This window comes from Paenibacillus sp. NPDC057967 (genome assembly GCF_042887015.1).
In the GTDB taxonomy this organism is placed as follows: Bacteria; Bacillota; Bacilli; order Paenibacillales; family Paenibacillaceae; genus Pristimantibacillus.
In genome coordinates this window covers 437,107-456,859 of sequence record NZ_JBHVQB010000002.1, presented here as the reverse complement: position 1 = coordinate 456,859, position 19,753 = coordinate 437,107, and the positions used below count along the sequence as shown (strand labels likewise).

General features: G+C 53.6%; 14 protein-coding genes. 1 reads left to right on the top strand and 13 read right to left on the bottom strand.

The annotated features are described in order from the left end of the window. Positions 1-114: 114 nt before the first annotated feature. The 10 genes from ACFVSO_RS06515 to ACFVSO_RS06470 form a co-directional block, all read right to left on the bottom strand. Positions 115-1,407: an extracellular solute-binding protein gene (locus ACFVSO_RS06515; protein ID WP_387471301.1), complete on the bottom strand. Its 1,293-nt coding sequence runs from the start codon at positions 1,405-1,407 to the stop codon at positions 115-117. Continuing rightward, positions 1,404-2,993 (bottom strand): response regulator transcription factor, encoded by a 1,590-nt coding sequence (locus ACFVSO_RS06510; protein ID WP_387471299.1) that lies wholly within the window; start codon positions 2,991-2,993, stop codon positions 1,404-1,406. The genes ACFVSO_RS06515 and ACFVSO_RS06510 overlap by 4 nt, the downstream gene beginning before the upstream one ends. Before the next feature lie 6 nt (positions 2,994-2,999). Beyond that, positions 3,000-4,775 (bottom strand): cache domain-containing sensor histidine kinase, encoded by a 1,776-nt coding sequence (locus ACFVSO_RS06505; RefSeq protein ID WP_387471297.1) that lies wholly within the window; start codon positions 4,773-4,775, stop codon positions 3,000-3,002. Positions 4,776-4,931: 156 nt separating this feature from the next. Continuing rightward, positions 4,932-6,728: a glycoside hydrolase family 66 protein gene (locus tag ACFVSO_RS06500; RefSeq protein WP_387471295.1), complete on the bottom strand. Its 1,797-nt coding sequence runs from the start codon at positions 6,726-6,728 to the stop codon at positions 4,932-4,934. A gap of 184 nt (positions 6,729-6,912) precedes the next feature. After that, complete coding sequence (locus tag ACFVSO_RS06495) at positions 6,913-7,746, bottom strand: carbohydrate ABC transporter permease (RefSeq protein ID WP_387471293.1); 834 nt, start codon at positions 7,744-7,746, stop codon at positions 6,913-6,915. A 12-nt stretch (positions 7,747-7,758) separates the two neighbouring features. Continuing rightward, the gene (locus tag ACFVSO_RS06490) at positions 7,759-8,718 is read right to left on the bottom strand and encodes a carbohydrate ABC transporter permease (RefSeq protein ID WP_387471291.1); all 960 of its coding nucleotides are present in this window, start codon (positions 8,716-8,718) and stop codon (positions 7,759-7,761) included. 112 nt (positions 8,719-8,830) lie between these two features. Continuing rightward, the gene (locus ACFVSO_RS06485) at positions 8,831-10,153 is read right to left on the bottom strand and encodes an extracellular solute-binding protein (RefSeq protein WP_387471289.1); all 1,323 of its coding nucleotides are present in this window, start codon (positions 10,151-10,153) and stop codon (positions 8,831-8,833) included. A 327-nt stretch (positions 10,154-10,480) separates the two neighbouring features. Then, entirely contained in the window at positions 10,481-12,163 is a 1,683-nt protein-coding gene (locus ACFVSO_RS06480; protein ID WP_387471676.1) for a glycoside hydrolase family 13 protein, read from the bottom strand. A gap of 475 nt (positions 12,164-12,638) precedes the next feature. Continuing rightward, complete coding sequence (locus ACFVSO_RS06475) at positions 12,639-13,379, bottom strand: ThuA domain-containing protein (RefSeq protein WP_387471673.1); 741 nt, start codon at positions 13,377-13,379, stop codon at positions 12,639-12,641. A 60-nt stretch (positions 13,380-13,439) separates the two neighbouring features. Beyond that, positions 13,440-14,516 (bottom strand): Gfo/Idh/MocA family protein, encoded by a 1,077-nt coding sequence (locus ACFVSO_RS06470; protein ID WP_387471287.1) that lies wholly within the window; start codon positions 14,514-14,516, stop codon positions 13,440-13,442. A 131-nt stretch (positions 14,517-14,647) separates the two neighbouring features. Here ACFVSO_RS06470 and ACFVSO_RS06465 point away from each other — a divergent pair, with 131 nt between their 5' ends. Next, positions 14,648-15,529 carry a helix-turn-helix domain-containing protein gene (locus ACFVSO_RS06465; RefSeq protein WP_387471285.1) on the top strand — a complete coding sequence of 294 codons (882 nt, stop codon included), beginning with the start codon at positions 14,648-14,650 and terminating at the stop codon, positions 15,527-15,529. Positions 15,530-15,780: 251 nt separating this feature from the next. Here ACFVSO_RS06465 and ACFVSO_RS06460 read toward each other — a convergent pair whose 3' ends face one another. The 3 genes from ACFVSO_RS06460 to ACFVSO_RS06450 form a co-directional block, all read right to left on the bottom strand. Beyond that, positions 15,781-16,689 carry a DNA-3-methyladenine glycosylase family protein gene (locus ACFVSO_RS06460; protein ID WP_387471283.1) on the bottom strand — a complete coding sequence of 303 codons (909 nt, stop codon included), beginning with the start codon at positions 16,687-16,689 and terminating at the stop codon, positions 15,781-15,783. Between the two features lie 260 nt (positions 16,690-16,949). Next, entirely contained in the window at positions 16,950-19,304 is a 2,355-nt protein-coding gene (locus ACFVSO_RS06455) for a hypothetical protein (RefSeq protein ID WP_387471281.1), read from the bottom strand. Between the two features lie 44 nt (positions 19,305-19,348). Continuing rightward, positions 19,349-19,549, bottom strand: coding sequence for a twin-arginine translocase TatA/TatE family subunit (locus ACFVSO_RS06450; protein WP_387471279.1), 201 nt, complete (start codon positions 19,547-19,549; stop codon positions 19,349-19,351). Positions 19,550-19,753 lie beyond the last annotated feature (204 nt).

Sequence of the window (19,753 nt, the reverse complement as noted above, 5' to 3'; positions counted from 1 at the left end):
CTAGTGTGCTTCATTCCTAGCGAGCCGATAACGTTGCACAAACACACACAATAAAAAGCGGTTAACCGGAGGCCTAGCTCCCCGTTAACCGCTTTTTCACCATGCCGTTGGCTCTTACGATGAGCCAAGCAGCGCGTCCATCTTCCGCGCAGTATCATCTAGCGTCTCTTCGACATCCTTGCCCCGCATGAATATATCTTCCATAGCCGTATTGTACAGCTTCTCGATCTCGTTCCACTGCGGGATCGGCGGACGGTAGAAGGCGTCTTCGATCCCTTCCATATACGGTGCCAAATAGCGGATTACAGGGTTATCCGAATGGCGTCCCGCTTCAAAAGCTTCCGTATTGGCCGGAATCAGCCCCGCATCCATCAGCTTCAGCTGCGTTTGCTTGTTGGCCATCCAGCTCATGAAGGTCCAAGCCTCTTCCTTGTTGCGCGCCCCCTTCGTCATGACCAAGCTCTCTCCGCCCATGATGGAACGGTATTCTCCATCGCTTGGGAACGGCACCGGCTTCGTACGCTGCAGCAAATCGACCTCCGTATTGGCGATATTAAGCAGGATGCTGTAGTACCATGGACCTTCGTCTATCATCAGAAAACGGCCTGGCGCATAGACCTCCCGCCACAAGTCTGCGTTCCCCTTCAGCAGCCAAGGATTAATAATTCCCTCCTTGTGCAGCTTGAGCAGCTCCTTCATCGCGCTTACGCTGGCCGGGCTATTCAGATACCCTTCCGTCCGCGAGAACGAAGGGTCAGCAAGATTGCCCCCGAGCGCAAAGAAATAAGGCAGGCTGTTCCATAGATCAACATCTGACATCCCGAGCGAATAACCGTGCTCACGGGCCAGCTTCACCGTCTCAGCGAAGGAAGTCGGAGGTTCGGAGATGTCCAGCTTCTCTAGCAGTTGAACATTGTACAGCGCAGCCTTCGTGGTCATGTTAAGCGGAAGCCCGTATACATGGCCGGCGTAACGGTTCGTATTCATCATGCGGCCCTGCAATTGGTCGGACACCTCCGCATAACCCGGGAAGGACTCAATCGGATACAGCAATTCCCGCTGCGCGAATACCGGAATCCAGGTATAATCCATCCGGATAATATCCGGCGTCTTCCCCGCTGAAGCCCGGGCTTGCAGGGCAGAGTGATACTCCTGGTTATGCGTCTGCCTAACCGACTCAATGACGATGCCCGGATGCTCCGCTTCGAATGCCGGAATCACTTCCTTCTCGAACAATATCGTCTCCTCATCGCTGTACGTATGCCAGATGACAATCGTTTTCTGAGGCTCGTCGCCCAGCCTCTTGACCGTACCGGGATCATCGATGATGGAATTGCCCAGACAGCCAGACAGCAATAAGGCAAGCATCGCCATTAGCGCCGACGACCGCATCATCCGAAGCGTCACTCTGTCCCTCCTCCCCTCTCGCAGCAACCGTCCGCCTTATGCAGCTTCTGTTCCCGGTAATCAACCGGCGATTGACCCGTCATCTTCTTGAACAGCTTACTGAAATATTTCACGTCATTGAAGCCCGATAGCTCGGCAACTTCATAGACCTTCAGCTCCGAGCCGGCCAGCAGCTCCTTCGCCCTCTGGATACGCAGCGTAATGACGTAATCGATGAAATTATGGCCTGTAACCTTCTTGAACAGGATGGAAAAATAGTTTTTGCTCACGTGAACAATATCCGCCACTTGCTGCAGCGTCATCGTCTCCAGGTAGTGTGTCCGAATGTACTCCAGCGCCTTGTCGATGGGGTGGCTGAAGCCGGGAGCATCGAAGTCTGAGCGGCTTTTGCGCAACTCACCCGCTACAAGAAGGAGCGTGTCGCATAATTCCGCCAGCGTCTCCGTCTTGAACAGCCGATCGAATGATTCCACGAGCGCATACGGATCAACTTGATGCTTGAACATAATGGAGAGGACACGGCTCGCTTCTTCCTTGAGCACAAGCGGAGGACAGCCGCCCTGCGACCAATCTTCCTTCCACTCTGCCACGAGAGTCTGAAGCTTCTCGTCAACCAGCCCCTCCGCCTCCTGATACATGGCGGGCAGCCGCATGCCTTCCCTGTCGCGGGAACTTGCGGACTCGCTCGAATAGATGCCGCTCCCTTCGAAGAACCCTCTGTCGGAGGCTTCCTTGCTGCCGAAGAAGACGGAGCGGATATCTCCGGCTCCCCAGCCCTCGGCATAACCGATTGTGAGACCGGCGCCGCCTTCGCGCTCCAGCTTATCTCGAAGCCGCAGCAGCCTTTCCCGCAGCTCAGCAGCACGCTCCACATCCGCAGCGTCAGGCACCGGCATGAGATAAAACAGCTCATGCTCCCCAGACTGAACCGCCAGCCCTTCCGGCTCGGCTCCGTACAACACTTCGGTCAATTGCTCCATTAATACAGATTTGTACAAATAACCTTGCTGCTCTTCAATATAGTAGACACGGTTGGGATGAATAAGGAGACCGGCATATTCCTCATTAAGCCACTCTGGGTAAGCTCCCACAGACAGGCTCCCGCTTCGCTGCAGCAAGTGCTGCTTAAGGTCGCTCTCATAGCTTTTGCGAAGCTTCGCCCGCTCCTCTCTGGCAGACGGACTCATTCCGCCGTTTCCCCCGCTTTCTCTCTGCAGCATGCCGATACATCTGCGAACGACCTGCACCAGCTCCTCCGGCTCCAGCGTATGCTTTAGAATATAATCCGCTACGCCCAGCTTCAGTCCCTCGCGCACATATTCAAAGTCATTATGGCTGCTTACCAGAATCACCTTGATGCCGGGGTTCAGCGACAGCGCCTGCTTCGTCAGGGCCAGCCCGTCGAGCACCGGCATCTTGATATCCGTGATCAGAAGGTCGATCCGGCGAGTCTCCATCAGCTGCAGCGCTTCGGCTCCGTTCGCGCAGTCCGCCGCGATCTCGACGCCTTCGCGCTCCCAATCTACGGATGCTTTGATGCCGTATCGAATAATCGGTTCATCATCCACAATCATCGCTTGCCACATTAAGCCTCACCCTTCCTGCCGCGATGTTCTCTTCGGATGCAGCACGACTTTCGCTAGCGTGCCGCCTTGTTCACGGGCGTGGATCTCCACCCCTGAGCCTCTGTCAAAATAAAGCCGAGTACACTCGTACACATGCTGCAGACCAATGCCGGATTGTCCGTCCCTTACTGCTTTTTCAACCGACTCCAGCATCTTCTCTTTGCCCGGCAGCAGACCAATGCCGTCATCCTCCACCTCGATGATCGTTGCGCTTCCTTCCCGCCTTACCGTTATAACAATCTCGCCGTCGCTGTCCTTCGGCACAATACCGTGGAAGATCGCATTCTCTACGAGCGGCTGAATGAGCATTCTCGGCACAAGCAGCTCTGCTGCTGCATTATCCTTGTGAATCGTCAGCGCGAATCTTCGGTTATAGCGCATCTCCAGAATAACCAGATACTTTTCGATAATATCCAGTTCTTCAGCGATTGTAACGAAGTTGCCCTTCCGCCCCATGTTCGCCTCCAGCAGCCGGGTCAACGCGGAGATGCCTTCATAAGCCTTGTCGGACTGTCCATACTTAATCAGCCATCTGATCGTGCCGAGCGTATTGAACAGGAAATGCGGATTAATCCGGTGCACCGCCGCTCGCAGCTCCGCCTCCTGCTTCAGCTTCTGTTCCTCCGACACTTGTTCCATCAAGAGGTTGATGTCGCTGATCATTTTGTTGAACTGATGACTCATCAGGCCGAATTCGTCATTCGTGTCCACATCCGTCCGCACCGTCAGATCGCCTTTCTGTACGAGTCTCATACCCCGGGTCAGCTTCTGGACAGGCCGCGTAACACGGCTGGCAATGACAAGTCCCATGCCGATGCCAAGCAAGGTGAATACGCCGAAGGACAATAGAATGGTGCGATGCAGCGCGCTCAGCCGGTCCGTTATTTCATGTACAGGCACTGTGCCAACAAGCAGCCAGCCGTTGCTCAGCGTCTGCTTAACGCCGTAATAAGGCACGTCCCCGTTCTGGAATTCAAACTCGATGTACGGATCGCGAATATGCGCAAGCAACTCCCCGTTCTCCACCACCCCGCCAATCTGCGACGTGTCGGAGGCGACCATAATGCGGCCTCCCTCATCCACCACAAGGAAACTTCCCGTCTGGCCCAGCTTCATCTCCTCAATCTTGTCGATGACTTTGCGGCCGTTCAGATTAACCACAATGTAGCCGAGTGTCTCCTCATTCGCATCGCTATGAATCGCCCGCCCGATCGGCAGCACCATCTCGGTATTGTCACCGCCGCTGCTAAGCTGATCCGCCCGAATCTCATGCCAGACGAGCCCGCCGTCCAGCGCTCTGGCTTCTTTCGCCCATGACTGGGCCTCCACGTCATAACGCGCGAGCTTCACCTTGGAGAATGTGCCGCTTCCCCAGCCTGTCGCCGGGTCCTTCAACACATACACAATGCCGACGAACGAGCTGGAATAGACAATATTGTTCAGGAAGCTCTCCATATATTTTTCGTTCTCGCGCCATAACAGCAGGTCCTCTTCGCTTGTCGGGTTATTCACCAGCACATGCTGCACGCGGGAGTCGATATAGATCATGTCCGAGACATCACTGCCCGCATTGAAGATGAAGGACAGGGAATCCGCGCCTTGCTTCGCAATCTGGACGGACGCCTCGCGGACGTTCTGCTTGACCGTGGAATTGGATACGACGTAAAAGGAGACGCTTGTGAACAGCGTCGGAATGAGAATAACGAGCACAAAAGCTGCAATCATTTTCGTTGTAAAAGACATTCGCATCCTCATACGTAATAATTCCCGCATACTGCCCCTCCTCCCTAACGGCTTGTTCCCTCATTGTAGTACATTCTGAATACGATTAGACATGCGATATCTCAAGTTCTCCGGACAACGACGCAAAGACGCCCCCTCCGGGCGTCTTGCGCTTCATTAGTATTCCAGCACAACCATATTCCAGTATTTCAGATGCGGCAGTGTAAGCTCCACAGCCCCGTTCTTCTCGGTGAACTCCAGCGGCAGGGCCGATCCGTTGTAATAATCAGGTGAAGCCAGCCACGCCTTCTTCACTTTGCCGTCCGCCTTCACGGTCAGCTTCAGATCGGCAATCTCCTTCGGCTCCGCTTGCGAAGCCTTATTGTCCTGCCATTCCATCACGGTCGCATCGCTGAAATTGATCAGATGCAGGATCGTCTTGTCCTGCGCCTCCTTCGCGAAGCTCCATACCTTGCCTCGCTCCGGCATCGCCGACAGCTCTGCTCCCTCTGCCGCCGCAACGTTCAGCTCCTTGTCGACCGTTCCGTCACGCAGCAGATTCTGATATGCGGTCATGAAGTCGTAATACGACACCAGCGCCTCTTCCAGCTCAGCCGGAATGGACAGATTGCGGTTCGGGAAATATTCCTTCGCCAGCATGTTCTCGCCCAGCTCCAGATGGGAGCCGCCGGAGGCGAAGATAACGGCATCGGTCAGAAGCACGCCCGGCGTATTGAATTCCCCTCGGGAGTCCGCATGATCATAGTTCATATAGGCTGCAAATACCGTATTCAGCTCCCCCGCGCTGAACTTCAGATTTTGGTCCACGATCTCCTTCAGATTGCGGTATTGCGGATGCGCGTCCCATACCTCCGTATACAGAAACTTCACCGGCGTCTTGGCAATGTAGCTCTGTCCGAACTGTCCGACGGCATTCATTACATAATCGACATCAACGGCTTTCTTTGCTGCATTCATGAACGGAACATAAGTCTCCGGCAGATTGACCTTATCGGCATTGCCGTCATACAGGATGCCCCGGTCGCCAAGCTGATCGACATGCCAGCCGTCGAACGGCAGATGCTTGAACACTTCCTGCTCCGCCTGGAACAGATAGTTCTGCCATTGCTCATTCGCCGGGTTCATCAGCATAATGTCGCTGACCCAGCTGTCCGGCAGCGGATGGCGGTCCTGAGTGGCAAGCAGCGGATCTCGGAACAAGCCCCACTCCCGCTTCACGCCGTCCTTCTCCGCGTCCTCGAACGCGCCGAAGAGCAGATTGTAGTTCATCGCCTTCATATTTTTGCTATGCGCGAGGTCGATATAGCCCTTCACCGTATCGTACGAGACTAGCCGACCCGCAATCTCCGGCCACTCGCTCGCCGGCTGGCCGTTATCCAGCTTCATCGGTATATGGTGCTTCCACTGCCAATCGTAGAACTGAATGCCATTAATACGGAAACGGTTCAGCCGATCGACCGTTTTGTCCTGCTCGCCCGCGTCCATCGCCATAAAGTCGGCCAAGTAGCCGTAACGCGGGAATTTGCCCCAATCGGACGAGACATCCACCGCAATGTTCGTATGGTCAACGATCTCTTTGCCCTGCTTCAAAAAAATTTCCGCCATATACCCCTTATAATCATCGGAGGAAGGCTTCCACTCCCATTGCACCTGCGCCGCCGATCCGTCCCACTTGATCGTCGACTCGCCCATGGTCCGGTCGAGATGCTTGTAGCGAACGATCAGATCACCGCCAATATCCGATGGCTTCATCGTCAGCGTGTAATGAACCGGGTCTCCGGGGTTATATCTCGCCTTGTCTGTCGTGACATACGCCAGCAGACCGGCATCACCAGCTTTCTGCGGATCGACGACTGCTTGCTTGCCGCCCAGGCAGCCAGCCAGCAATCCAGTAATGACGAGTACGCTGGCGCATACCGCTGCTGTTTTTTTGCAAAAAACATATCCTGGCATTGTAGTCTCCTTGTATTGGGATTCGTTAACATTCGTTGTGTCCCTTATCGCCATGCCACTCCATGCGCAGCGCCTGACGACCTTGGCTTGGACTTGACGGCTGAATGCAATCTGCACTCTGGCGCTTGATCAGCCCGATGGCTGAGCGCAATCTGCATTCTGCCGTTTGACCAGTCGATGGCTTTTAGCCCTTCACGCCGCCCTCGTTGTAGCCGGACTGAACGAATTTTTTCTGAAATATGATGTACAGCAATATAACCGGCAATAACGCAATCATCGAAGCCGCGAATACTTGGCCGTAGTTGGTCGAATATTTGTCATTGAACATAAGTATGGCAATCGGCAGCGTGCGCATGGCTTCGCTCTTGATCAAGGTCAGCGCCAGGAAGTATTCCTCCCACGTGCCCTGGAAGATAAAGATCGCCAGCGTACCAAGCGCAGGCAGCGATTGGGGCAGGTAGATGTTCCAGAAGATGCGCCAGTTGCCCCCGCCGTCGATCAGGACGGATTCCTCCAGCTCCTTCGGTATGCTCTCGAAAAATCCGCGCAGGAAGAAGACATTCCCAATGACGCCACCTGCTATATAGACAAGCCATAAGCCGCTGTACGTGTTGACGAGCCCCATATCCTTAATAATGACAAACTGCGGAATAATGTTGATGACACCCGGGATGAACATGGTCAACAGGAAGATCCGGAAGACCAGCTCCTTGCCCGGAAATGTGAATCTCGCAAAACCGTATGCGGTCAGCGCCCCGAGAAACAGCGAGCCTACCATCGCAACCGAAGTGACGATAACACTGTTCATGAAGTAGTTCACAAAGTTGTTTTTGTTCCATACAGTCACGTAGTTGGCGAAGTTGATTTTGACCGAAAAAACTTGTTCCGGCTTAGGCAGTGTATTGGTGCCCTGAAAGAAGGTCGTCAGAATCATATAGATGAACGGGAAGACAAAGAGAAGAGCGCCCGTTATGATGATCGCGTAGACGACGATCTTGTTGATAAGTGATGTTTGCATAGGCGATCCTCCTTAGAACATTCTCTGTCTTCCGATTTTTTTCATCTGCGTATACGTTAATATAAAGACGAGCACACCCATCATGACGCCCATAGCCGACGCCGGGCCAAACTTCAAATTCTGGAACGCTTCGATGTAGATCAAGCTCGGAATAACATGCGTCTGGTTCATCGGCCCGCCTTGCGTAATAAAGTACACTTGCGGGAAGAAGCCAAATGCACCGTTAATTAAATTGATTACGATAAATAAGGTAATCGGCTTGAGCAGCGGTATCGTAATCTTCCAAAACTTCTGGCCTGCATTCGCCCCGTCGATCTCAGCTGCCTCATACAGATCCTTCGGTATCCCTTGCAGCGCGGCAAGATAGATCACGACGCCCCAGCCGACTGTCTTCCAAATATGGAACAGCCAAATCATGACCATAGCGGACCAATAGTTGTTGCGCCAGGAAATCGGCTCGGCGATCAGACCCAATTGCTTATGAAGGATGAAATTGATAAAGCCGCCGTCACCGTCCGCAAACAAATATTTGAACAGCAGCGCGATGATAATCCATGAGGTGACGATCGGCAAGTAGTAGATGGTGCGGAAAGCAAGTTTGAATTTGACGAATCGGGCGTTGATCATGACGGCAAAGAACACCGCCAAAAACCAGTTGACCGGCACCGTCGCTGCCACGTTCAGGAATGTGTTGCGCAGCGCGATCAGGAAGCGGTCGTTCGGGTCCTGGAACACCCGTGTGTAGTTATCGAAGCCGACCCACGGATTCGCCGCATTCGGCATTATGCTGTAATCCTGAAAGCTGATCATAATGTTGCGGATCATAGGATAAATGACGAATACGGCGATGCCGATAAAGCCGATCGCGACAAAAGGCAGCACGGTCATCCATTGCTTCAGGCCCAGCTTGAACTTGCTTTTGCGCATCATAGGCAGTTGCTTCGTATCCGGTGTTAATGCGGAATCGGGCATAGGCGGAAGCCCTCCTTTCACTGGTTGAAATCATGTCTGGTTGTTGCAAGGAGGAAAGGGCGGCTTCGCCGAAGCTGCCGCCCCGCAAAGTTACCCTTCCCGTTGATATTGCTTATTTCAAAATCGCTTCGATCTGCTTCACCGCTTCATCCAGCGCAGCCTTCGGCTCTTGCTCGCCGCGAATCGCTTTCTCGAACGCTAGGTTGAAAATCGCTTCCACTTCACCCCATTGCGGGATCGGTGTGCGCGGCAATGCCGTCTCCAACTGCTCAACGAACGTATCGACGAATGGGATATCCATCGACTTCATCGCATCGGCTGCCGTTTTGTTGGAAGGAATCAGACCTGTCTCCGCCATAATTTTTTGCGGCTCTTCTGTCAGCATCCACTTCGCGAACGTCCATGCTTCCTCCGGATGCTTCGAATTCGCGAACATGACCAGATTCTCGCCGCCGATGACCGAACGGCTGCCGCCGTCTCCCGCAGGCATAAGCGCTCTAACCGTCCCCTCCAGCGGATCGAAGCCCGTCGCTTCCTTCTCTGCAATCTTCGTGCTGTAGAACCAAGGACCGTCATCGCTCATCAGGTATTCGCCGCTAATGATGCCATCCCATGTGCCAGGCTCGCCGCCCAGCATAACTGGAAGCACCAGACCTTTGTTGTTCCAATCCATAATCGTTTGCAGCGCCTTCACGCTCGCCTCGCTGTTCAGATAACCGTCAGCTTTGGTGTAATCGTCGTTCGTGATGGAGCCGCCGAGGCTCCAGAACCACGGAGCGAGACCCCAGGCATGAATGCCGGATACGCCCATGCCGTATTTGCCCTTTGCCTTCAGCGTTTCTGCCGCAGCGACCAGCTCATCTATCGTTTTCGGCGCTTCTGTCAAGCCCGCTTCAGCAAGAGTAGCCTTGTTGTAAATCGCAACCTTCGTATTCGTGTTGACCGGTACGCCGTAGTAGCCGTTGTTGAAATAGTTCGTCGCCATCGGCGCATCGAATACGCTAGCTTTCAACTCATCGAATCCTTCCAGCTTGCTAACCTCCATCAGCGCGTTCTGAGCTGCGAACTCCGGCACCCATACGATATCCATGCGCATCAGGTCTGGAGCGGCGTCGCCGGCTACACCGGCAATGACTTGCTGCTTCAGCCCTTCATAAGGCATGCGCGTGAGCTTCAGCTCGATGTTCGGATACGCTTCCTCGAAGGCAGGCTTGATTTTATCGGTCAGTATCACCTCTTCGGCGTCGCTGTACGTGTGCCAATATTCAATCGTTACTTTTTTACCTGCGGGCTTGTCAGTTCCGCCGTTCCCCGTTCCTGTACCGCCATTGCCCGAAGACCCGTTATTGCCTCCGTTGCCACCTGAGCACGCGGCCATTACAAATACGAGAACAAGCGCCATAACGGCGATTGCCGCTTTTCTTGTCTTTTTCATTCTCTATTGCTCCCCTCACGATTGGTGTGTGATCCATAGGTCGATTATCACCCACGGGGCCGCGCGGAAGTAACCGCTTACGTTATCATTATCGTGTCGTATATTCTCTAGTTCTCTTACGGAAAAATGACCATCTGACGTTAAGTTGAAGGGTTTGGTGTTCGATATTATGCGGAAGTGTTCGATGTACTCTTGAGCGCGGGGTTAAGCGAATGGTTGAGTGGGGGACTTGCGGGAAGGGCTGTTGGGGCAAAGCGCAAGGGCTTGCACAAGGGGGATTAAAATACGATGGGGTGTTGATTTAACACCCCATCGTAAGAAACGAGCTTATTTCGTTAACGAGTAGACACGAGCTTCATAAGGACGAAGCGTGAATCGGTTGATGTCAGCGGCCGGGTCAATATCGTCATAATTGGCGATCATCAGCTCTCTGGTGCTATGAGCCAGTTCGCCCGGGAGGATAAATTCAGTCTGCTCTCTGAAGAAATTAAGGATGACTAGCCACCGCTCTCCGTTCAGCTCACGCGAATAAGCGTAGATGCGTTCATCCTCCGGCAGAATCAGCTCGTAACTGCCGTATACCATAATGTCATGTCGCTTGCGAAGCTGGATCAGCCTTTTGTAATAGTGGAAGATGGCGTCCGGGTCAATGAGCGCCTGCTTCGCATTGATCCGGCCATAATTAGGATTGGACGCCAGCCACGGAATGCCAGTCGTGAAGCCGCCATTCGGCGAATCGTCCCACTGCATCGGCGTGCGCGCGTTGTCCCTTCCTTTCGCATAGATCGAGGCCATGACCTCCTCTTCCGTCCTGCCATGCTCATGCCGATGCTCCCGGTACATGTTGAGCGTCTCGATGTCACGGTAATCATCGATAGACGGGAAGCGAACGTTGGTCATGCCGAGCTCCTCGCCCTGATAAATGTACGGCGTGCCTTTGAGCGTATGCAGCAGCGTGGCCAGCATCTTGGCGGATTGCTTATGATACGCGCCTGTGTCTCCGAACCGGGAGACCATGCGCGGCTGATCATGATTGTTCAGATAGAGGCTGTTCCAGCCATCCTCGGCCAATCCCACCTGCCACTTGTGCAAAATATCTCTCAGACCTTTCAGCGTCCAAGGCTTCAGGTCCCATTTGCCATGCGGCCCGGAATCTACGTCCATATGCTCGAATTGGAACACCATGTTCAGCTCCCCGCGATCCTCGCCTGTATAGAGCTTGGCCTGCTCAACCGTTGCGCCCGGCATCTCGCCAACCGTCATAATATTGTACCTCGACAGCACCTCGCGGTTCATTTCCTGCAAGTATGGATGGATGTTCGGCCCGTTCATAAAGTGCTCGCCGCCCCATGCATACCGATCCTCGCCTACACTTGGCAAGTCCGGCGTCTTCGAAATGCAGTTGATGACATCCATCCGGAAGCCGTCGATTCCTTTGTCGAGCCAGAACGTCATCATGTCGTACACTTCCTGCCGGAGAACGGGGTTCTCCCAGTTCAGGTCCGGCTGCTTTTTCGAGAACAGATGCAGGAAATATTCGCCCGTCGCCTCGTCATACTGCCATGCCGAGCCGCCGAATAACGAAACCCAATTGTTCGGCTCCTGGCCCTGCGGACTTGCAGGCCGCCACATATAGTAGTCGCGGTAAGGACTATCCTTGGAGGAACGCGACTCCATGAACCAGGCATGCTCGTCCGAGGAGTGATTCACGACGAGGTCCATCATCAGCTTCATTCCGCGCCCGTGAATACCCTCCAGCAGCTCCTCCCAATCCGCCATCGTGCCGAATTCATCCATAATATCGCGGTAGTCGCTAATGTCATAGCCATTATCATCGTTTGGCGACTTGAACACGGGGCTGAGCCAGATGACATCGACGCCCAGTTCCTTCAAGTAATCCAGCTTGGAGATGATACCCTGCAAGTCCCCGATTCCATCACCATTGGAGTCCATAAAGCTCCTTGGGTAAATCTGGTACACAACCGCTTCCTTCCAAAATGCTCGCTTCAGCTCGCTCATTCCTCAATCACTCCTGTTCGCTCTCTTCGTCGTATCTGCTTCCTAGTATGAAGATGCCGCCCGCGCGCGAAAACGTACATCCTTCACACGTTGCGGAATATAATGCACCCTCGGGTGCGTGGCGCAGCTACTGCTGCGGGCTGCAAGCCGAGTTTCGCGGCTTAGAGCGCGTGGCGCGGGACTTTCGCGGGCTGCAAGCCGAGTTTCTCGGCTTGGAGCGCATGGCGCGGGACTTTCGCAGGCTGCAAGCCGAGTTTCGCGGCTTGGAGCGCATGACGCGCACCCGTTCCAGCTCACCGCCGGGGCGCTGCCCCTCGTGCTGCGTTGCAAAGCAAATAGGCCCTGTCTCTTATGCTGGACCAAAAGAGAACAGGACCTATTGTTCAGCGTATGCCAGCTGTTTCAACTTTAGCCGGCCCGCTTTATACCCCAACCGTACAAACCAAAACCCAAAATCAAACCTTGCTTACTTGTCCTTGCCAATCGGCTCGATCGGCTCCATCCGTCCGGAACGGGTTGCGGCACCTGCGATAGGCGCGGCCCAGCGAACGGCGTTGCCGATGACCTTCAGCACTTCCGGCTGATGGTAGATCGGGAATGTCTCATGGCCCGGACGGAAGTAGAACAGCTTGCCCTTGCCGCGACGGTAGCAGCAGCCGCTGCGGAACACTTCGCCGCCCTCGAACCACGAGATGAAGACAAGCTCGTCCGGCGCCGGAATCTCAAAGCGCTCGCCATACATTTCTTCCTTCGGAATTTCAAAGTAATCGCCCAAGCCCTCCGCAATCGGATGACCGTGCTCAATAACCCATACTCTCTCGCGCTCGCCGTCATCACGCCATTTCAGCGTACCCGTCTTCGTGCCAAGCAGACGCTCGAACAGCTTCGAACCATGGCCGGAGTGAAGTACGATGAGCCCCATGCCATCCGTCACAACGCGGTCGCGCACCTTCTCCACAATGTCGTCGCGCACTTCGCCATGCGCCAGATGTCCCCACCAAATCAGCACATCTGTATTCGCCAGCACTTCATCGGTCAAGCCGTGCTCCGGCTCATCCAGCGTCGCTGTACGAACCTCAACCGGCTCATTGGTCTTCAAATAGTTGCCGATGGCATTGTGGATACCCTCTGGATAGATGCTAGCTACATGCTCATTTTCTTTCTCATGCCGATATTCGTTCCATACCGTTACACGGATTGTCATGATATCTCCATCTCCTATTCCTGCTGCAATTTGTTTTCACTTCCCGCAATACCCCAGCCTTAGCTACATCGCTTCCAGCTTGGCCACACCGTCGCCCTCAACTGTCGACACCCAGCGCTCCTCCGCAAACGATTCAATAATAGCGTCCAGCGTCAGCTGATTGATATAGCCATCCTCGATCGTTGCATCCAGCCCGTCTCCTTTGCCCTGCAGCAAGTTGAAGAAGGACTGCATTTGCTCCGCTGCGCAGCTCTCCGGCACGGCCGCGTCCCTGAAGCCGCCCTCTTCATCCGCAACGTTCACCTGCAGCGAGTCCGATTCCTCCAGGTTGTACACTAGCGACCCTTTGGAGCCGTAAACCTCGATGCGCTGGTAGTTTCCGCGGCCAAACGCAAACCGAGAAATCTGCATAGAAGACGAAACTCCGCCCTCCATCCGGCCCAGCACATGGCAGAAGTCGTCAACATCTACCTCGCCAGTACCATTGCCGCCGATCAGCTCACGCTCCCGAATAATCGTGTCAGCATGCGCGATGACCTTCTCCGTCTCACCCACCAGGAACCGATGCAGGTCCAAAATATGCGACCCCAGATCACCAAGCGCGCCAGAGCCGGATAGCGTCTTGCTAAAACGCCATACGAGCGGAAGCTTCTCGTCAATGGCCCACCCTTGCAAATATTGGCTATATATATGATGGATGCGTCCAAGCTTGCCCTCGGCAATCAGCTGCTTTGCATAACGTGCAGCGGACTTGTAGCGGTATGTGAAGCACACCATATGAGGAATCGGAGACTTCCGCAGCTCTTCGCGCAGTACAAGCGCTTCCCCTGTGTTCATCGCAATCGGCTTCTCCAGCGCAAACGGTTTTCCGAATCGAATCGCGTCCCGTGCCACGGCAAAATGATTGAAGTTCGGCGTGCCGATCATGACCGCGTCAATCTCTCCGTTCTGAAGCATATCCTCATGGCGCGCATAACGTCTCTCCGCCGGAATGCCCAGCGACTCGCCCCGCTCCGCAAGCGCAATCTCATTGACGTCACAAATGGCCCACAACTCGGCATCCGGACTTTGCTCAATGCCCCAGATGTGATAATTCGCAATTCCGCCAAGCCCAATGACCCCGATTTTCAGCTTCCCCATATCCACCATCCATTTCACATTCGAGTTGGCCGTTCACCAACAGTATAGAGTGTGCTAGAATAATCGAAAATGAGCAATGGTGACGCTTTTTGTACAATACCGACTTTTCCAAATAGAGGGTGTGAACCTGCATGTTAAAAATGAACGTCGACAAAGTCCCCAAAATCATGCTGATGGGCTTCGTTTCCTATACTGCGCCATGGATTCATTTCGACCGCAATACCGACGAGCATATTCTGTATATCGTTAAAAACGGCGAACTTCATATGAGGGAGAATGGCCGCGACTACGTGTTGAAGCGCGGGGATTCGCTGCTGCTAGAGCCTGGGCTTGATCACGAAGGCACCAAAAAGGCTACATGCGACTATTATTACTTTCACTTCAAGCACCCGGGCTTGTCATCCGCTGAGGACCTGAATCCTGTTGAGCTTGCTAAAAGCATTTTTTTGGAGGAACAAGTCGATACGGAGGAGGAAACAACTTACTACTTTCCCAAGCTGCATTCGCTCTCGGACAAAAACAGCTTCAGCCAAATGATGCATGCTCTTAATGAGCTGCTTATTCTCTATAGACGCAAGCATTACAACCGCGGATTAACCGCGCTGCGCTTCTCTGAGCTGCTTATCGAGCTGTCGAGGGACTACTTCCTGCACAAGCTGCGGCATGAGGGCGGCAAAGGCTCCAAAGCCGTAGCCAAAGTCCATGCCCTCCTTGACTATATCCACCAGCACTACACGGAGAAAATCGGCAGCGCCATGATTGAAAGGGAGTTCGAATCCAATTACGATTATTTGAACCGGATTTTCAAGGAGACGACGGGCTACACCATCACGCGGTACGTTAACAAGGTGCGCATCCAGCATGCGCAGGAGCTTATTCAGGCGACACATATGAGCTTTGGGGAAATCGGATATTTGACAGGTCTTGAGGACCCCTACTACTTCAGCAAAGTGTTCAAGCAGTTCACGGGCGTAGCGCCGGGGCAATATTATAAGCAGGTGAGGGAGCTATAGCCCACGCCCAATAACAAACGGCCATCCAATGGGGATGGCCGTCAAATCGTCAGTATGGTGTGAAGATTATCGTTTCAGCCGACGGATGATTGAGGTTTAGGTGTACGGTAGTCAATGTTTCTTCGCCTTCTATCACCTGACATGTTGGCAGACCTGCATGCTGCGCGTCCTTCGATGCTCCATCATAGTTACAACACAATGGATGCTTAAGCGCTGAGTTAGCAGTTAAAACAAGCCCGCGCACATTCCCATTAGTACAACAATCGCCACAAATAAAACGTGGCATACGCTTCCCAGCCGCGCCAGCCTTCGGACAAAGCAACCAGCTCCGGCTTGGTCGGCTTCCGGTCCATGCCAAGCTGCAGCTTGATCGCATTATGCAAGCCAACATCGTCGATGGGGAACGCATCCGGCAGCCTCAGGCAACGCATGATCGCATAATGGGCTGTCCACGGTCCAATTCCCCGCATGCCGGTCAACAGCTTCTCCGCTTCCCTCAGGCTGCCGACGGCAATAAGCCGCTCCTTGCTCAGCGCGCCTGAAGCGACAGCTTCAGCAGCTCCAATCAAATACTCGCATTTCTTCACCGTCATGCGCAGCGGCTCCAGATCGGTGACCGACAGCGAGGCGATCCGCTCCGGCGCCGGGAACAGCCAGTGCGTAACGCCTTCGGCTTCTACAGGCGTGCCATAGGACTCGACCAGTCTTCTTTTCAACGTATATGCAAATGCCAAGTTAATCTGCTGTCCGATAATCCCCCAGCACAATGCCTCGAACAAATCCGGTATACCCATCAGTCTTAGTCCATGGAATTGCTCAACTGGCTCCTGCAAGAGCCTATCGCCTGACGCAAGCTCATAAAACGGAGACAAATCCTGGTCCAGGTCGAACCATTCCTTCACATATATCTGTGCAGCAGCTATAAGCCTATCACGAGCCTCCACACTTGCAGGAACTCCTATTAACTCCAACCTTAGTCCACCGCCAGGAGACGGGCCAACCTTCATCACGGCCTTATCTTCACCATGCGCTATCGCTTTATAGACAAACCCATCCTCGATCCGATACATGCATTCATTCGCCGATCTCTGCAAATAAGCAATGTTTTTCTCAAAACTAAACGCCTTCGGCACCTGCAGTTCCATAACTATAGGGTTCAAAAGTACTCCTCCGCTTCCCTCACGCCTTCTCTTATATCTAGTTGTAGCATAGAACAGAGAGAAATAAACTACGGAATCTTGCTCTTTTAATCTGCGGATGACGGTTATTCTTTAACGGAAGGGAAGTCCGACTGCGTCAAGCAGCGAAGCTTCGCACATCGAAGAGGCTCATTGCGAGGAATCCAACCGTCATACAAAAAGCGCAGCCCCTGTAAAGGAACTGCGCCATAACCCGTCACGAATATGAATTTATTAGACCGCTAAAAAATCATATTATAAGCAGCCCCATGCTTGATGGTGTCGCCTTCCTCCGCCGGCAGAGACGTGCGGTCTACGCCCTCCTCCACGCAGGAGATGAGGCAGAAGAAATTGCCCGCTCCGAAGCCGCCGTCGTCCGCTGCATATTTGCCGCCCTTGAAGTGCGCGCCGATCGAATGAAGCCGGTTGCCCGTGCCCTCGATATGAAAGTGGGCGGTATCCGCATCGGCAGCTGCGCTGACGATCTGACCGATATTAAAGGTAACGGCGTTGCCCGATTCGGTACTTTTGAAAAAAGCTTTTTCCCCGTTGGTGCCGCTAAAATGAGCCCCGCCGCCCAAGGTGACACTTTGCGCCGCGTTGCCGCTTGTCGTCTTGTCCCAAGCTCCGGTCAGTATGAAGCCGCAATTGATGAAGCCGCCGCCTTGAATGACGATTTCCTTGGTGCCTACCCGGACCTTGCCGGTCGTCGGCGAAGCGCCCTTGAACCAGGTGTTGATCAGCGTCAGCTTGTTCAGACTGCCGATATTGACGTCCTCTACATTGAAAAATTCGCAGTTCGATATATGCAGGTCGCCGTTAATTGGCGTGTAGCCGACGGTATTCGCGCGAATCGGCCGGGCAATCTCGTAGCCGTTCAGCATGCCGAAGGAGCTGCTGTCGATGATGTTTTTTCGCTTGGAGAGGGATGAGCCTTTTGAAAGCGTAATCATATTTTCCGCCGTACAGCCGCGCATATGCAGCCCATCGACGTTGGCCCAGATCGAGCCCGAGTTGGCGAGTCCCTCCTTCACGATCGCGTAACAATCCTCCAAGGTCAGATCTGTCAGCCGTTTGTTGGCGACGATGCGCGTGGCAATATGCTTTTTCACCGTAATCCGCTTGGCGCTGTCTCCCCAGGTCGTGCCGCTGTTCGCGAACGAGAGCAGGCCCGAATTCCCGATGTAGACCAAATCATGCTCATACTGGCCGTGCGTCACGAACGGACCGTAGTCGTCGCCGTCTCCATGGCAATTCTCCACCATGCTGTAAGCCGCGCATGTGAAGTCATTCAAGTGGCGGGCGTTGCTCGTATTGCAATCCCGGACATGCCCGTAGAGTACATTAAGCTGCTGGGTCAAATACCCCGTACCGCCCCAGTCCCGCTCCTCCGGGTTGATCAGCTCGCATTGCTCAGTTATGTAGTGGGAGCAATAACGGCGCTGGATGACCGGCCAGAACACTTTGGTCGCACGAATGCCCGACACATTGCACTCCACTGCAAATTCGTAAGCGACGGGATTGGAGCCAATCTGATCCCATGTCTCGAATGGACGTACGCTAGCCGATGGATTGTGAGGCACAGGCACTCCGACAAACTGCATGTTGCGTACATGGCAATGAAAGACCGGATTCATCTTCGTATAGGTAATCGTTCTGCCTGCCGCGAGCGGCCAGCCCAGCTTATAATTGACACGAATGCTTTTGGAAGAGAGAATCTCCGTCACTTTGACCAAATAATCCAGCTCGCGCTGTGCACCGCCGCCGGAATTGTTGCTAATTCTCGCAATCCACCAATCGTCGACCTGGAACGCGGAAGCATTCGATACCTCCAGCACATCGCTGCCCTCCGGAATTGAGGCACTAATCGTAACCGACTGGCTGCCGCCCGCCTGCGTGCCCTGGAAAAACAGCACCGCGCCAAACGGATTGTCTCTCGTATTAAGCTCTATTCCCTCGGTGGTGACCGTATGACCCCCAAAGTCCAGCTCAATATGGCTGCGATGGAAGACATGCCTCCTGGTGAAGTTCAAGTCGGTATGCGCTTCAATCCGATGAATGGAAGGATCGTTCACCATCGCATCCAGCGCGTCATCGGCATTCTGGCTCGGCCCGAATATGCCAAACCAGCGGAAGTCCGCCACTCCGTTATGAATCGTCAGCCAGCGGCCGCCGCTCATGCCCGAAGAGTGATGCACGGTTCCCCCGTTAGCCTGCACGGTGCTGCTTTGCGACCAACGAACAACTTGACTGCCTCCGTCGCCAGCCGAATAGTATCCGCTTACATAAACAAGCGTGCCTTCTTTCAATTGGCCTTTGGGTATGGATGAGAGAGCTTGTACATTGGCCACTTGGAGCATGCTGGACGGAGCGCCCTTGTCGAGCTTCTGATCATCCTTGCTCTGCACTTCGCTATCGGCGAAGGCCAGCTTGGGAAATAAAGCGCTGCCTGCAAGCATAACACTGCCGATGCCTATCGCTTGAAGCATCTTTCTCCGGCTGATTGCTCCTTCTTCCTTGCGTTCAACCGAATTGCCCGCTTCCATCTCAGCTAATGGCATATCCCCAGCGAGATTATTGATGTCTTTCTGATTCACGAAGATTCCTCCATTCAATCAGTTAGATTGCAGAATTTCACAGATTAGAATTCTTTTTTCTTTTCTCCAGCTTGCTCTACTGGCTTCCCTGTCTCATCCTCCGCCACGAGCGCTCTCGTGCCACTTCGAAATTCGCGAATTGTTGTCCCCACAGCTCGCCCCAGTTCAGGAAGCTTCTTCGGTCCAAATAGCAGCAACGCCAAAATCCCAACGAGAATAATTCCGGTAATCCCGATATTAGGCATATACAACCTCCTCATTCCGCATTTGATTTCCATCTAATGTACATCATTTGTGATAATCAAAATATTAAATTAGTTAATGTACATCTGATATACAGATTATACAAGCCGTTATTTTTGGATGTCAATCTAATATTTTGAATGGTGTGAATTGAAAGATAATTATCCGTAGTATCGCAATTGCGCTGAGTACGGCGACAGTCAGAA